This is a genomic window from Neorhizobium puerariae (genome assembly GCF_042429745.1).
In the GTDB taxonomy this organism is placed as follows: Bacteria; Pseudomonadota; Alphaproteobacteria; order Rhizobiales; family Rhizobiaceae; genus Neorhizobium; species Neorhizobium puerariae.
In genome coordinates, this window is record NZ_JBHMAA010000008.1 from 526,968 (window position 1) to 541,007 (window position 14,040).

Here is a 14,040-nt window from a genome sequence, read left to right on the forward strand (position 1 = left end):
ACGGGCAATCTTGTCGGTCCGCTGCCCGGTCAGGCGACGGCCTCGGGCGATTTCTGTCCGGCCACGACCGGCACCGACGTGGCGTCGTAGGTGAACAGCCATTCGTAGCGCTGCTTGACCTTGTCTTCCTGCCATTCGGCGTTGACGTAGTCCTCGGCGAGCTTCGGCTCCTTCAGCGCCGGATTGTGGAAACGGCCGAGATTGCCTTCGGCGCCGCGGACGATCTTGCCCGTCCGTTCGACGCGGGCCGCTTCGTAACCCGCGAAGGCCGCCTCATGGTTGCCGCCGTTTTCCGCAAGCGCGCGGGCGAGGACGAAGCCGTCCTCGATTGCCATCACCGCCCCCTGGGCCAGGAAGGGCAGCGTCGGATGGCAGGCGTCGCCGAGCAGCGTGATGCGGCCCCGGGACCACTTGTCCATCGGCGGGCGCAGCATCAGCGCCCATTTGTAGGGAACGTCGATCGCCCGGATCAGCGTGTGGATGTCCTCGTGCCAGCCCTCGTAGTCGGCAAGGCATTCCTCCACCGTGCCGGCCACCGACCAGGATTCCACCTGCCAGTTGGAACGCTCGACGACCGAGACGTAGTTCATCAGTTCGCCGCGGCGCAGCAGGTACTGGATGACGTGCCCGCCGGGGCCGATCCAGTTGGTGGCGACCGGGCGCAGCAAACGCTTCGGCAGGCGCTCCACCGGGATGACCCCGCGCCAGGCGACGATGCCGCTGAACTTGGGGTCGTCGCGGCCGAACAGCGTCTCGCGGATCTTCGAATGCACGCCGTCGGCGCCGACCGCGATGTCGGAGCGGGCCGTCGTGCCGTCGGCGAAGGCGATCGTCACGCCCTTGTCGTCCTGGGAGATTCCCATGCATTTCTTCGACAGCCTGATCGCATCCGGCTTGATGCGCCGCACGCCCGCGGCCAGGGCCTGATGCAGGTCGTTGCGGTGGATCGTGATATAAGGAAAGCCATAGCGCTCTATGGAGAGCGGCCCGAGGTCGAACAGTTTCCACGTCTGGCCGGTGTTCCAGAGGCGGATTTCCTTTCCGTCCGCCTGGGCGGCGACCGACATGACGTCCGCTTCCAGCCCCAGCGCGAACAGGAGCCGTGTGCCGTTGGCGCTGACCTGGATGCCCGCGCCGACTTCCTTCAGTTCCGTCGCCTGCTCGTAGACGTCGACGTCGAAACCCTGCCGGAGCAGCGAAAGGGCCGCCGTCAGGCCGCCTATTCCTCCTCCCACGACCGAAATCTTCATTTTCTCATCCCTTGGAATCCTCGCGGACAATCTCTTCGCACCGCGTTCGCCTGTCAACCATTTTTGATAAAGTATAATTGACTTTGTTAAAAACCAATTTCATACCTTGCACCTGTCCGCCGGAGGTGCTGCGCGGGACGGAGGGGGTTCAACGAAGAGTTTCAACTCGCGGTTCAAAAACCCGAAAGGATGTCCGGAAATGACACTTAAGATATCTGGTTTCCTGATATGTTTTGCGTAAGATCGAAAACACGGTCCGGGTGCAGCATCTCGCCGGCAGGAGGCAGCGGAATTCGATTGACTGACAAGAGGGGTCCTCTTGTATATAGTCAAATCTGGTTGCTCATTGACGAATTCAGGCCCGCGGGTTGAGGTGCGGGACTGGGCTTGTCGCGAAGCAGGTTCCGGGGCGAGGCGAGAGCAGGGCCGGTTGACATAGTCGGGTTTTCAGGGAGGAAACCATGGTAATCAAAAGTCCGCAGGATTTCGGCGCGGGCATATTGTTCGTCCTGTTCGGGGCCATCGGCCTTTATATCGGTTCGGATCTCACGTTCGGCTCCGCCCGCAACATGGGGCCGGGCTATTTCCCGGTGATCATCTGCGGCCTCATCGTGTTGATCGGCCTCATCGTCACGGCAAAGTCGCTTTCGCTCGAAGGCCCGGGCATCGAGCGCATCCAGATCCGCCCGATCCTCTTCATCCTGCTGGCGATCGCCGCCTTCGGCCTGCTGATCGCGCAGGTGGGGGCGGTGATCTCGTCGATCCTGCTGATCGTCTTCGCCGCCTACGCGCGGCGGCAGGTCAACCTGATCGAGACGGTGGTCTTCGCCGTCGGCACGGCCGCCTTCGTCGTCATCATCTTCGTGTATGCGCTCGGGCAGCCGATGCCCGTATGGTGGGGCAGGTAAACGATGGAAGTCTTCGAACACTTGGCAACCGGCTTCCTGGCGGCGGGCACGCTCCAGAACCTGCTTTTCTGTCTGGTCGGCACTATTCTCGGCACGCTGATCGGTGTCCTCCCTGGCATCGGTCCGATTCCCGCGCTCGCCATCCTGCTGCCGATCACCTTCGGCCTCGATCCGCTCTCGTCGCTGATCATGCTCGCCGGCATCTATTACGGCGCGCAATACGGTGGCTCGACCACCTCGATCCTCGTCAACATGCCGGGCGAGGCCTCTTCGGTCGTGACCTGCATCGAGGGTCACCAGATGGCCCGCAAGGGCCGGGCCGGGGCGGCCCTGGCGATCGCGGCGCTCGGGTCGTTCTTCGCGGGCTGCGTCGGAACGGTCTTCATCGCGGCGTTCGGCCCGCCGCTTTCGGCGCTCGCCCAGCAGTTCAACTCGCCGGATTATTTCGCGCTGATGCTGCTCGGCCTCGTCATGGCGATCGTGCTGGCACACGGTTCGGTGCTCAAGGCCGTCGCCATGGTCCTGATCGGCCTGCTGCTCGGCCTCGTCGGCACGGATACCAATACCGGCCTCACCCGCTACACCTTCGGCCTGTCGGGCCTGTGGGAAGGCATCGACTTCCTGCCGCTGGTCCTCGGTCTCTTCGGCATCGTGGAAATCATCCGCAACCTGGAGAACCCGCCGCCGCCGCGCGAAACGATCAGCACGCGGCTGCGCGATCTGTGGCCGACCCGCAAGGAATTCAGGGAGGCGGTGCCGGCGGCGCTGCGCGGCACCGGCCTCGGCTCGATCCTCGGCATCCTGCCGGGCGGCGGGGCGGTCCTGGCGTCCTTCGCCAGCTATACGCTGGAAAAGAAGATCTCCAAGACCCCGCGCAAGTTCGGCGGCGGCGCCGTGGAAGGCGTGGCAGGGCCCGAATCGGCCAACAACGCCGCCGCCCAGACCTCGTTCATCCCGCTGCTCACGCTCGGCATTCCGTCCAACCCGATCATGGCGATCATGATGGGCGCCATGATCATCCAGGGCATCCAGCCGGGCGCTGCGGTCATGACCACCCGCCCCGATCTCTTCTGGGGCATGGTCGCCTCCATGTGGATCGGCAACCTGATGCTCGTCATCATCAACCTGCCGATGATCGGCATCTGGGTGAAGCTTCTCTCGGTGCCGTACCGGCTGCTCTATCCGGCGATCCTGCTCTTCTGCGCGATCGGCGTGTATTCCACGAGCACCGAGCCGTTCATGATGGTCCTGATGATCATCTTCACGGTGTTCGGCTATGTCTTGCACAAGCTCGGCTGCGAGCCGGCGCCCATGGTGCTCGGCTTCATCCTGGGCCCGCTCATGGAGGAGAACCTCAGGCGCTCGCTGGTGATCTCGCGCGGCGATCCGATGATCTTCCTCGAACGCCCGATCTCCGCGACGCTTCTCGTCGCGACGCTGCTGATGATCGCGCTGATCGTGTTTCCGCAATTCCGCAAGACCCGCGAGGAGGCTTTCCAGGAGGAGTGAAAATTTCGCAACAGTTTGGAGGAGGAGCCAAATGACTGCAGAATTTCTGAAACCGACACGACGCAAGTTCGTTGCGGCGGCCACCATGGCCGCCATCCTGCCGGGCGTTGCGCGCGCCCAGTCGAACACCTATCCGAACGACACGATCACCTTCGTCTGCGCCTTTCCGGCTGGCAGCGGCGCGGACGTCCTGGTGCGGTTTTTCTCCGAGAAGGTGGCGGCCGTCGCCAGGCAGACGGTGATCGTCGAGAACAAGCCGGGCGCCAACGGCAATATCGCCGCCGAATATACCGCCCGCGCCAGACCGGACGGCTACACGGTCTACGTCCATTCCGGCACGTCGACCGCGGCCAACATGTCGCTCTTCAAGAAACCGCCGATCGACGTGACCAGGGTGTTGCGGGGTGTCCAGTTCATCAACAAGCAGCCGTTCATGATCGTGGTCGGGAACGGTTCGCCGATCAAGGACATCAACGAGCTTACCCAGCACCTGAAGGCGAAGGGCGGCGAGGCCACTTACGGCTCGACGGCGACATCCGGCAAGGTTCTCGTCGCGGTCTACAAGCAGCTCGCCGGCGTCGAGGCGACGGAAGTCGCCTACAAGACCGGCCCGGAATCGCTGAACGACATCGTCAGCGGCCAGCTCGACTTCGCAGCGCTCGATCCGGTCTTCGCCCTCAGCCAGCAGCGCGAGGGGCGCATCCGCATCCTCGCCGTCGGTTCGCCGCAACGCATGAAGTCCACGCCCGACCTGCCCGCCCTCAAGGAATATGGCCTAGACGTCGACCAGCTCGGCTGGTGGGGCGTCTTCGTATCGGCCCAGACCCCGGACGACATCGTCATGAAGCTGAACGCGATGTTCAGGCAGGTGCTCGACCGGCCCGAAACGGAGGCCTTCCTGAACAAGTTCGGCGGAGACGTCTACACGGGCACGCCGAGGGAGGTGGACGAGCTTTTGGCAAAGACCGTCGAGGAATGGCGCGGCTACGTGGCGCTTGCGAAAATTCCCCAGAACTGAGGCCCGGGGCGGGTCAGGCGCCGCTTGCGGGGACCGTGGAAGACTGGAGACGGTGCGCCGGGCCAGCCAAGATTCCACAAAACCGATCAACCGAATGGAAAGGGTCCGCGGCCATAGTGCGGCCGGTTCTTATCAGGGACCCTTAATTAACTGTATAGGAGACGAAAGAATGAAGAAATGGCTTAGAAAGATTGCGCAGGCCACCGCCGCCGTGGCGATGCTGGCGGTCGCGCAGGTTGCTCATGTCACGCCCGCCCGGGCGGCCTATCCGGAGCAGACGATCACGTTCGTCTGCGCCTTCCCGGCCGGCAGCGGCGCGGATGTTCTCGTCCGCTATTTCGCGGACAAGGTTTCCAGGATCGCCGGCGCGACGATCATCGTCGAGAACAAACCGGGCGCCCTCAGCAATATCGCCGCAGAATACACGGCCCGCTCCAAGCCGGACGGCTACACGATCTTCGTTCATTCCGGCAATTCGATCGCCGGCAACATGTGGATCATGAAGAAGCCGCCGATCAACGTCGTGACCGACCTCATGACGATCGCCACGGTCAACAAGCAGGCCTTCATGATCGCCGTTGCCAAGGACTCGCCTTACAAGGACGTGAAGGAGCTGACCGCCGCGATGAAGGAAAAGGGCGATGCCGGCAGCTATGCCGTCAACGCCACCTCCGGCAAGGTTCTGGCCGAGGTCTACAAGCAGGTCGCCGGCCTGGATACGGTTTCGGTCCAGTACAAGACCGCCGCGGATTCGCTGAACGACATCACCGGCGGCGCGATGGATTTCGGTTCCTACGACCCGGTTTTCGCGCTCGCCCAGCAGCGTGAAGGCCGCCTGCGCCTGCTCGGCGTCGGCGCCGCCGAACGCATGAAGGGCGCTCCCGAAATCCCGACCCTCAAGGAGCAGGGTTATGACATCGACCAGCTCGGCTGGTGGGGCGCCATGGTTGCCAAGGGCACGCCGGACGATGTCGTCACCAAGATCAACGGCTGGTTCAACACCGTGCTGCAGCAGCCCGAGACGGTCAAGTTCCTCGCCGACCAGGGCGGCGACGCCTATATCTCCACGCCGGCCGAAGCCCAGGCCCTGATGGCCAAGACCGTCGACGAATGGAAGGAATACGTCCGCATCGCCCAGATCCCGCAGCAGTGAGACACGACGGCCTTCGGCCGGCAAAACGCTCCGAGCTCGAAGCGAGGGGCCGGCGCGGCGGCATAACCCGAGGCATCGATCCGGCGATCGATTTGACGACGGACGCCCGGAGCTTTGGCAAAGGACGGAACCCAAGAAGAAAGCCGGCGGAAACGCCGGCTTTCTTTCGTCATTGCGGGAGGAACCCGGCTTTACCAGAAGCCCACATGGGGCTGTGCGGCCTCGTCTTCCAGAAGCAACACTCGGCATGCGCCGGGATATCGCCGCTCGTCAGGACGGTGTTTTCCGTTTCCAGCAGCACGTCGCCGGAGGGACCAAACAGCAGCGCGCCGAACGGGTGGTTTCCATGCGCGCGGCAAGACCGCGATCTCGAATGTCCGGCGGAGACAAAGCGCATCGCTTCCGGTCGGAGAGATGTCCGTGATTTCCATTCCAATCACCGGCGGCCGCACGCCATCCCTATCAGCCTTGAATGACGGGAAAGCGACATGCTCTCCGCGGCCGATCACCCATGGATGAATTTCCAGGGGCTTACCTCGTTCTCTATCGAAAGCGGCACTTCGATCAGCCACGGGCCGCCGCGGGAAATCGCCGCCTTGATCGCCCGGCGGAGGTCTTCCGGCGCGGTCACGCGGGCGAAGTCCACCTGGAAGGCTTCGGCCAGTTTTGCGAAATCCGGGTTCCTCAGTTCCGAGCCGATCAGCCGGCCGTCGAATCCCTGTTGCTGGTCGCGCTTCACGTTGCCGAAGGCGGAATTGTTGAAGACGACGGTGATGACGCCGATGCCGTATTGTGCGGCTGTGGCGAGTTCCTGGGCGGCGAACATGAAGCCGCCGTCGCCGGCGATCGACACGACCGGCACGTCCGGCCGCGCCACCTTGACACCGAGCGCGGTCGGGAAGCCGAAACCGAGCGTGCCTTCGAAGCCGGTGGAGATGAAGGTGCGCGGTTCGTAGACCGGATAGCAGTACCAGGAGGCGAAACCCGCCTGGCAGACCTCCTCCACGAGGATGCCGTCGTCCGGCAGGGCCGAGCGGATCGCCTGCAGATAGCCGTGATGCGGGCTGATCTGCCTGATCGCTTCCGCCGTTTCGGCGCGGGCGGCGTGGATGGCGGCGCGCCAGTCAGCGGACGGTCGGCGCGGGCCGATCTCTTCCAGCAGCGCCGCAAGCGAGGTCTTCGCCCGGCCGAGCACGCCGAGCGCATCCGGCGTCCGGGTGAGCTCCTCCGCGTCGATGTCCAGCCGCACGACCGGGACGTCGGGCCTCGGTTTCCAGCGCCAGCCCGGCACTTCGAGCCGCGTGCCGATGCCGATGACGCAATCGACGGCATCCCAGAGCCTCCGCGCCTCGGCGATGGTGAGGCCAAGCGCGTGGCGGTTGGAAACGACGCCGCGTCCGGAACGGAAGCCGACCACCGGCGCATGCAGCGTTTCCGCCAGCCGCAGCACCTCGTCACGGGCCTCGAAACCGGCCGGCCCGACGAAGATCATCGGCCGTTCGGCTTTCCCTATTGCCCTTGCCGCCTCACCGATCGCCAGGTCGGCGATCGGGTCCGGATGGTTTTCGAGCGGCCGGGCAATCGGGAATTCGCCTTCGGCGGTGAACTGTTCCCAGGGCATTTCGACGGTCGCCGGCCCCGGCTTCAGCGAACGCATCTCGCGGAAGGCATGGGCGATCGTAGCGGAGACGTCTTCAGCCTTGCCGGCGCGTTCGGCCGACTTGGCGATGCCGGCAAGCACCGCCCGCTGGTCGCGCATCTCGTGCAGGTGGCCGCGGCCCTTGCCGAGAAAAGCGGTCGGCACCTGGCCCGTGAGGCACAGGACCGGCTCGTTGCAGCCCCAGGCGGTGAGAAGGGCAGCGCCCGTATTCAGCATTCAGCACGCCCGGCCCCGGCACGACGGAGTAGACGCCGGGCCTGCCGGAAGCGCGGGCGTAACCGAAGGCCATGTAGGCGCAGGCCTGCTCATGGCGCGTGGTGATCACCCGCATGCCGTCGCGCTGAAGAGCGTCGAACAGGCCGTAGAGCTGGGCTCCCGGAATGCCGAAAACGGTATCCACGCCGTGCGCGCGCAGCGAAGCGGCGATCGCGTCGCCTCCGGTGATGGTCATGTGAGATGTTTCCCTGTCATTGGCTTTCGGACCTGGTCAAGGCCACCTCATCCGACCCTTCGGGCCGCCGGCCGGGGTCGAGGATAACGGAGGCCGGGCGAGGGGGGACTACCTTGCGCAAATTTTCAAATCACAGGCTCTTTCGCGGCGTCGGGTCGAGATTGAACAGCCTGGCCGCGTTCAGCCCGAGGATATTGCGCTTGGCCTGTTCGGAAAGGAAGGGCAGGTCGTAGATCTCCTGCGGCAGGTCGAAGTCGAAATGCGGCCAGTCGGAGGCGAAGAGAAGCTGCGTCTCGGCATTGATCATCTCCAGCGTCAGTTCCAGCGCCTTCATGTTCACCGTTTCCATCGGCTGGGTCGTGTACCAGCAGTTCTCGCGCATGTATTCGCTCGGCAGCTTCTTGAGTTGCGGCGCCTCGGAAGGCCGCATCAGATACTGGTCGTCGAGCCGCTGCATCAGGAAGGGCACCCAGGCAAGCCCGCTTTCCACCCAGATGCTTTTCAGCTTCGGGAACCGTTCCGGAATGCCGTTCAGCACCCAGTTCGTCAGATGCACCATGTTGCACCAGACGAAGCCCAGCGCATGCATGCCGAGAAAGCGGTTGATGGTCGACAGCGACTGGTCCTGCCAGTGATAGGCGGCGTGGAAGGCGATCGGCAGGTCGCGCTCCTCGAGCATCGAATAGACCCGCATGTAGTCGTTATGGTGGATCGGCCTGTGGCGCGTCGACGGCACGCAGAAGCCGATGACGCCGGGCTGGTCGGCGAATTCCTCGATCGTGCGGACGGCTTCGGCCGGCACGTTGAAGGGCAGGTAGGCGAGCGTCTTGATGCGGTCGTCCCTGGTCAGCACCTTGTCGATCAGCCAGCGGTTATAGGCGCGGCCGAGATAGACCTCCATCTCCGGCTGCGGATGCAGGCCGAGAGTGAGCATTGGCGTCGGGAAGAGCACCATGTAGTCGACGCCGAGCGCGCTCATCGCCCGGCGTGTGAGCGTTATGTCCCGGTGCACGCCCTCGTCCACTTTTTCGCGAATGCCCGCCTGATGCGGGATACGGCCGCCGACACCTGGTATTTCAGGCCCATGTCGCCGTTGAGGCCATAGGAGGCGGTGCCCATCTTCTCGTCGTGGAACAGCATCGCCTGGTGGCGGATGACCGGGTCCTCAATATATTCTACCAGTTCATGCCAGGAGATGGTCTCCGTGTGGTGGGCATCGACGTCGCAGATCAGCCAGTCCTGGAAGCCGCGCCGTCTCGCGGCCTTTTCCGCATGCGCGAGGATGTCGCGCGTATCGGTGAAGACATCGATCTGCTGCACCGGCAGTTCGCGGGCGCGGTCCTTGTTCAAGACATCCATGTTCGCTCTCCTCCAGCGACAGGTTGAAAGTCAGGATCAATCCTCATCCGGCCGGCGCCGATACCACAGCGCCAGTTCCATCGGGCCGAGATGCAGCGCCCGCAGGATTTCCGAGACGGCGGAAAGCGCCTCCGTCGCAGTCACCGTCTCGTCCCGCTCGCCCGTCAGCGGCCGGAAGGTGCGTTCCTCGCCATCGCTTTTCGCGACATAGAGCCGGATCGCCGCCGTCATCATCCGGGCCACCGCCTCGTCGGAGACGCGCGCGGCCTCGCCGTTTTCCAGCAGTTCCGCCGCCGTCTTCTCGATCTCGACGGTGGCGTCCTCGATCCAGCCACAGGGGTCGTTGCGCAGTCTCGGGTCAGAGGACGACATAGACCTGTCCTTCCCGGATCGAGAGGTCGGCGCGGTGCAGGCGATAGCGGCCTATCGCGTTCCTGCCCGTCTCGATGTCGAACTCCCAGCCGTGCCACGGACAGGCGACATGCATGTTCTCTTCGTTGTACCGAAGCGTGCGCACCTCGCGGTTCCCGTCGACGGGCTCGACGACCTGCGGGTAGATGCGGCCCTGACAGATCGGCCCCTGCCGGTGCGGACACAGGTTGTGCCAGGCGTGCAGCGCACCTTTCACCCGGAAAATGCCGATTTCCTTGTCGCCGCAGGCGACGACCTTGCGGCCGCCGTCCGCGATCTCCTCCTCCGAACAGACCAGATATTCCGCCAAGGCTCTCCTCCCTTCCTTCGCGTCGATTTCAATATTATTGAAATCATTCAGCTATATTGTATAAAGCTGGCCCAGTACGTCAAGCGGAGAGGTCATGGACGCGTCGGCAGAAAAGGAAACGGCCACCGGAGGCCCGGAAATCAGGGGGGCGGGCATCCAGTCGCTCGAAAAGGGGCTGAGGGTGCTGACCACGATCCGGCATGCGGGCCATGGGATGCGGTTGAACGACATCGCCGAGGCGGCGGGAATGACGCCCAGCATGGCGCATGGCTATCTCGTCAGCCTGGTGCGCACCGGTTTCGTGGCGCAGGACCGGCTTTCCGGCCTTTACGACCTCGGCGATGCGTCACTGCAGCTCGGGCTCGCCTCGCTGTCGCGCACGGATTTCCTGAGCCTTGCCCGCGCGACCATCACCGAACTCGCCTCCCGGCTCGGCGAGACGGTGACGCTTGCCGTGTGGAACGGCGATGCGCCGGTCGTGGTCGACAAGATCGAGGGCCGTTCGGACAGCGTCTACGAGATCAAGGTGGGATCGCTCGTCCGCCTCTGGCCGACGGCGACCGGCCGGGTTTTCATGGCCGGCCTGCCGAGGCACGAATGGGAGCACCATCTTCGCGACACGATGCGGCAGGGCGGCGAGGGCGAAGCGTCGATTGCGCGCTTCATCGCCGATCTCGCGGAGGTGCGCGAAAGAGGTTATGCCACGACGCTGCCGTCCACGGTTCCGGACTTCTCCGCGATCGCCGTGCCCGTCTTCGACCATCGGGCCTATCTGAAGGCGGTCGTCACCGTGCTCGGCCGCCAGGGAGATTTCGACATCGCCCCCGGCGGCGAACCGCTCACGACCGCGCTCCGCGCCACGAGAAGCCTGTCGCTTCGTCTTGGCGCATCAGTAAGTTGAGGGTTTCCCGTGGCATGCGCTTGTGCCGTCGTGCTTTCTCGTTTACCCGCTTATATACAACTATTCTAAGAGGGTCGCCGCATCGTTATGGCTGAAGACGTGAAGCCCGAAGACGCAAGCACCAGCGAATGGGTGATGCAGCATCCCCGCACCATCTATTTCCTGAATCAGGCCAATCATGCGGTGCGCAGCCGGCTCGAGGCCGCGCTTGCCCCCATGCAGATGACCGGCATCCAGTACACGGTATTGAGCGTGATCGGCGCTCGCGACGGCCTGTCTTCCGCCGAGCTTTCCCGTCGTTTCTTCGTCACGCCGCAGACGATGAACGAGCTGATCGGCGGCCTGCAGCGCCGCAATCTCATCAATCGCAAGGAAGATCCGGCCAACCGCCGCATCCTGCGCATGAGCCTGACGTCCGAAGGCAAGCGGATGGTCAAGGCCTGCGATGCCGCGGCCGACGGCGTCGAACGCGACGTCTTCTCCTTCCTCCCGCGGGAGGACTACGATCAGCTGCGCGACCTCTGCCGGCTCGTCGCCCGTAACCTTCGCGAGCGCGAGGAAGCGTCGAAGGCGGAATGAGGCGCATTGCCGCCGGTTGAGCCTGCGGAGACCTCAACCGGAAGCGCGCAATACCTTACAAAACGTTAATTTGACGGGTCTTCCGGCCGGTTCCTAGCCAGCCGCCATGATGGCGGTCAGAGGCTCGCGCCGCGGCTCGAGGGTGGCCGCGAGCCTGGCCCCTGACGTCGGCGACAATGGTGTCGCGGCCGCTCCGGTCCCGGCGAAGGGCGCGCAACGGCGCTCATCCCCGGTCGATGCATTGCCGATGGACTTCCGGCGGAAACCGGCCATGCGGCCGGCATGGCCGGAGAGGGGCTCAAAGCGCCCGGCCGGCCGCCCTGTCATTCTCGATGCGGGTGACGCAGCCGGTGAGCTTGGCCAGCAGCAGATCGAAATCGATCGGTTTGGTGAGATAGTCCGCCGCGCCCGCCCGAAGGCCGGTCAGCATGTTGTCCTTGTCGGTCAGTGCCGTCAGCAGGATGAAGGGAATGTTGGAAAGCTCGGGATGGTTCATCTGGATTTCCGCCAGAAGCTGCTGGCCGTCCATGACCGGCATGGAAATGTCGCAGATGACGATGTCCGGCCAGTGCGACAGGATGGCTTCGAGCCCTTCCTGACCGTTCGACGCCTCCAGGGCCGTAAATCCGGCTTCCACCAGTTCCTCGACGATCAACTGGCGGATGTCCGCTTCGTCGTCGATGCATAATACCGTGATCATCCTGGCGTTTCCCTCAAGCTGCCTGTTTGATGCGATTGGCGAGCGGTCCCTTGTTCGGGAGCGTCACCGTGAATGTCGTTCCCCGGCCGAGCGCGCTTTCGACCGAGATGGTGCCGCCATGCAGATCGAGAATCTGCTTGACGATGTTGAGACCGATTCCCGTGCCGGCGATCCCGCTGGCACTGCGCGCCCGGTAATAGGGCTGGAAAAGCTTCGGCAGGTCCTCGGCATCCATGCCGATGCCGTTGTCCTTCACGGAGACGAAGGACATGCCGTCCTGCGTCCAGGCGCGGATATGGACGTCCGGCGCATGCGGCGCATATTTGACGGCGTTGGAGAGCAGGTTGGTGAAGACCTGTTCGATCGATGCGCGATCGGCGAGGATCGTTTCCGGCAGTTCTGAAAGGTCCTGGTGGAAGACGTGGGATTTGCGGATGTCCGCCTGACGGGTGCAGCAGGTTTCGATGAGCGCGCGGAGCGAAAGCCGCTCGGGTTTCAGCGCCGTCTTGCCCGTCTCCAGCCGGCCGGCGGAGAGGATGCTCTCCATCAGGTCGACCATGCGCACCACGGCGGAACGGATCTGCGCCGATTTCTCGGCCACGTATTCGGGTTTGAGGCTTGTCTTCGTGCGCGACAGGCGTTGTGCGGCGGCATCGATGATGGCGAGCGGCGTGCGGAATTCATGCGAGGCCATGGTGACGAACTGCCGCTGCAGGGCGTTGACATGCCGCTCCTGCGCCAGGAGCCGGTCGAGCTCCTCCCGCTGGCGTTCGATCTCGCCTGTCCTCTGCCGGACGGTCTCCTCGAGCTGGTCGCGGTGACGGATCAGCGCGAGCTGGCTTTCGGAGAGGTCGATGGACATCTTCCGCAGGCCGCGGCCGAGAAAGATGACGACGCCCATGGCGACGGCGATGCCGGCAAGGCCCGCCGGAGCCGTATGTTCGATCAGCATGAGGCCCGGCCGGATCGGCTCCCATTCGAGGTAGCCGATCGTCTGGCCCTCGCCGGTGGCGACCGGTATCGCCGCGGCGGAGCCGGGAAGCCCCGCGATATAGCGCAGCCTGTCAAGCTGCGCATAATCGGCAATCTTCCCAACCACGCCGGTATCCAGAAACTTCACCGCGACGACGATATACTCCTGCCCCGGCTCGAGCGTGACCTTTTCCGAGCTCGGCACGATGGGCCGTGCGCTCACGACGGCCGGCCGTTCGTCGATCTTGACGATCTGCGTTGCGGAAATCTCGGAAAGTTCCGGCTGGGGGGAATTCCCCTGCGTCATCCGGTTGCGCAGGGCCGAGCGCACGGCTTCCCGCTGCGCGGTCACCAGCTCCTCGTCGTTGAGGAAGGTCGGAACCGGAATGTCCTCGCCGTCGCGCACCACATAGGCCAGTCCGTCCTGCGGGTTGAACACATAGATGCGGTCATGGCCGAAATATTTGTGCATCCAAATGCCGAGATTGTAGACGATCCACTGGCGAGGACCCTTGGGCACGAACAGGACCGCGTCATCCCAGCTGGTGACGCTTTCCAGCTCGCGCGGCACGGCCTTGACCTGCTCTTCGAGGCCATGTTCGACAAAGGCTTTCTGTCGCGTCAGCGCAAGGTCGTCCACTTTTGCGGAGGCGAGCCACATAAAACCGGCGATGAGAAGCGCCGCCACCGCCGTCAGCAGCGTCAGCATAAGCGTGACGTAGGATGTGATGCGAATATTGTGTTGCATGTTGCGCCGCTTTCTCTCGCGGGCATCATGCCTGCAAAACATTACAGTCCACTAAATTTCAAATGCTAAGGTTGAACGAAGGATTTTTCTATAGTTCCGGCTGTGGAGCGC

The 14,040-nt window shown here is 63.9% G+C and carries 13 protein-coding genes and 1 pseudogene; 6 read left to right on the forward strand and 8 right to left on the reverse strand.

Annotated elements, in window-relative coordinates; genetic code table 11:
* Positions 1 to 29 precede the first annotated feature (29 nt).
* Positions 30 to 1,250, reverse strand: coding sequence for an FAD-dependent monooxygenase (locus ACFFP0_RS07825; protein ID WP_377258526.1), 1,221 nt, complete (start codon positions 1,248 to 1,250; stop codon positions 30 to 32).
* Between the two features lie 461 nt (positions 1,251 to 1,711).
* Between ACFFP0_RS07825 and ACFFP0_RS07830 the strand changes: the two genes are divergently transcribed.
* The 4 genes from ACFFP0_RS07830 (at position 1,712) to ACFFP0_RS07845 (ending at position 5,838) form a co-directional block, all read left to right on the forward strand.
* On the forward strand, positions 1,712 to 2,158 hold the full coding sequence (locus ACFFP0_RS07830; RefSeq protein WP_377258529.1) for a tripartite tricarboxylate transporter TctB family protein: 447 nt from the start codon (positions 1,712 to 1,714) through the stop codon (positions 2,156 to 2,158).
* Positions 2,159 to 2,161: 3 nt separating this feature from the next.
* Positions 2,162 to 3,667, forward strand: coding sequence for a tripartite tricarboxylate transporter permease (locus tag ACFFP0_RS07835; protein ID WP_377258532.1), 1,506 nt, complete (start codon positions 2,162 to 2,164; stop codon positions 3,665 to 3,667).
* 31 nt (positions 3,668 to 3,698) lie between these two features.
* A complete protein-coding gene (locus ACFFP0_RS07840; RefSeq protein WP_377258535.1) occupies positions 3,699 to 4,685 on the forward strand; it encodes a Bug family tripartite tricarboxylate transporter substrate binding protein in 987 nt (328 codons plus the stop codon).
* Positions 4,686 to 4,854: 169 nt separating this feature from the next.
* Positions 4,855 to 5,838: a Bug family tripartite tricarboxylate transporter substrate binding protein gene (locus ACFFP0_RS07845; RefSeq protein WP_377258538.1), complete on the forward strand. Its 984-nt coding sequence runs from the start codon at positions 4,855 to 4,857 to the stop codon at positions 5,836 to 5,838.
* A gap of 505 nt (positions 5,839 to 6,343) precedes the next feature.
* Here the strand turns inward: ACFFP0_RS07845 and ACFFP0_RS07850 are convergent.
* The 5 genes and pseudogenes from ACFFP0_RS07850 to ACFFP0_RS07870 all read right to left on the reverse strand — a co-directional run bounded on the left by ACFFP0_RS07850 (position 6,344) and on the right by ACFFP0_RS07870 (position 10,029).
* Positions 6,344 to 7,949 (reverse strand): annotated as a pseudogene (locus ACFFP0_RS07850) (thiamine pyrophosphate-dependent enzyme).
* A gap of 130 nt (positions 7,950 to 8,079) precedes the next feature.
* A complete protein-coding gene (locus tag ACFFP0_RS07855) occupies positions 8,080 to 8,961 on the reverse strand; it encodes an amidohydrolase family protein (RefSeq protein ID WP_377258541.1) in 882 nt (293 codons plus the stop codon).
* Positions 8,946 to 9,308 carry a hypothetical protein gene (locus ACFFP0_RS07860; protein ID WP_377258544.1) on the reverse strand — a complete coding sequence of 121 codons (363 nt, stop codon included), beginning with the start codon at positions 9,306 to 9,308 and terminating at the stop codon, positions 8,946 to 8,948. The genes ACFFP0_RS07855 and ACFFP0_RS07860 overlap by 16 nt, the downstream gene beginning before the upstream one ends.
* Before the next feature lie 36 nt (positions 9,309 to 9,344).
* Complete coding sequence (locus tag ACFFP0_RS07865; protein ID WP_377258547.1) at positions 9,345 to 9,680, reverse strand: hypothetical protein; 336 nt, start codon at positions 9,678 to 9,680, stop codon at positions 9,345 to 9,347.
* Positions 9,667 to 10,029: a Rieske (2Fe-2S) protein gene (locus tag ACFFP0_RS07870; RefSeq protein WP_377258549.1), complete on the reverse strand. Its 363-nt coding sequence runs from the start codon at positions 10,027 to 10,029 to the stop codon at positions 9,667 to 9,669. The genes ACFFP0_RS07865 and ACFFP0_RS07870 overlap by 14 nt, the downstream gene beginning before the upstream one ends.
* 94 nt (positions 10,030 to 10,123) lie before the next feature.
* On the opposite strand from ACFFP0_RS07870, the gene ACFFP0_RS07875 reads away from it, so the two are divergent.
* Positions 10,124 to 10,930 (forward strand): IclR family transcriptional regulator, encoded by an 807-nt coding sequence (locus ACFFP0_RS07875; protein ID WP_377258551.1) that lies wholly within the window; start codon positions 10,124 to 10,126, stop codon positions 10,928 to 10,930.
* An 87-nt stretch (positions 10,931 to 11,017) separates the two neighbouring features.
* Positions 11,018 to 11,509 (forward strand): MarR family winged helix-turn-helix transcriptional regulator, encoded by a 492-nt coding sequence (locus ACFFP0_RS07880; RefSeq protein ID WP_377258554.1) that lies wholly within the window; start codon positions 11,018 to 11,020, stop codon positions 11,507 to 11,509.
* Positions 11,510 to 11,807: 298 nt separating this feature from the next.
* Here ACFFP0_RS07880 and ACFFP0_RS07885 read toward each other — a convergent pair whose 3' ends face one another.
* On the reverse strand, positions 11,808 to 12,209 hold the full coding sequence (locus ACFFP0_RS07885; protein WP_377258557.1) for a response regulator: 402 nt from the start codon (positions 12,207 to 12,209) through the stop codon (positions 11,808 to 11,810).
* A gap of 13 nt (positions 12,210 to 12,222) precedes the next feature.
* The gene (locus ACFFP0_RS07890; protein WP_377258560.1) at positions 12,223 to 13,929 is read right to left on the reverse strand and encodes a sensor histidine kinase; all 1,707 of its coding nucleotides are present in this window, start codon (positions 13,927 to 13,929) and stop codon (positions 12,223 to 12,225) included.
* Positions 13,930 to 14,040 lie beyond the last annotated feature (111 nt).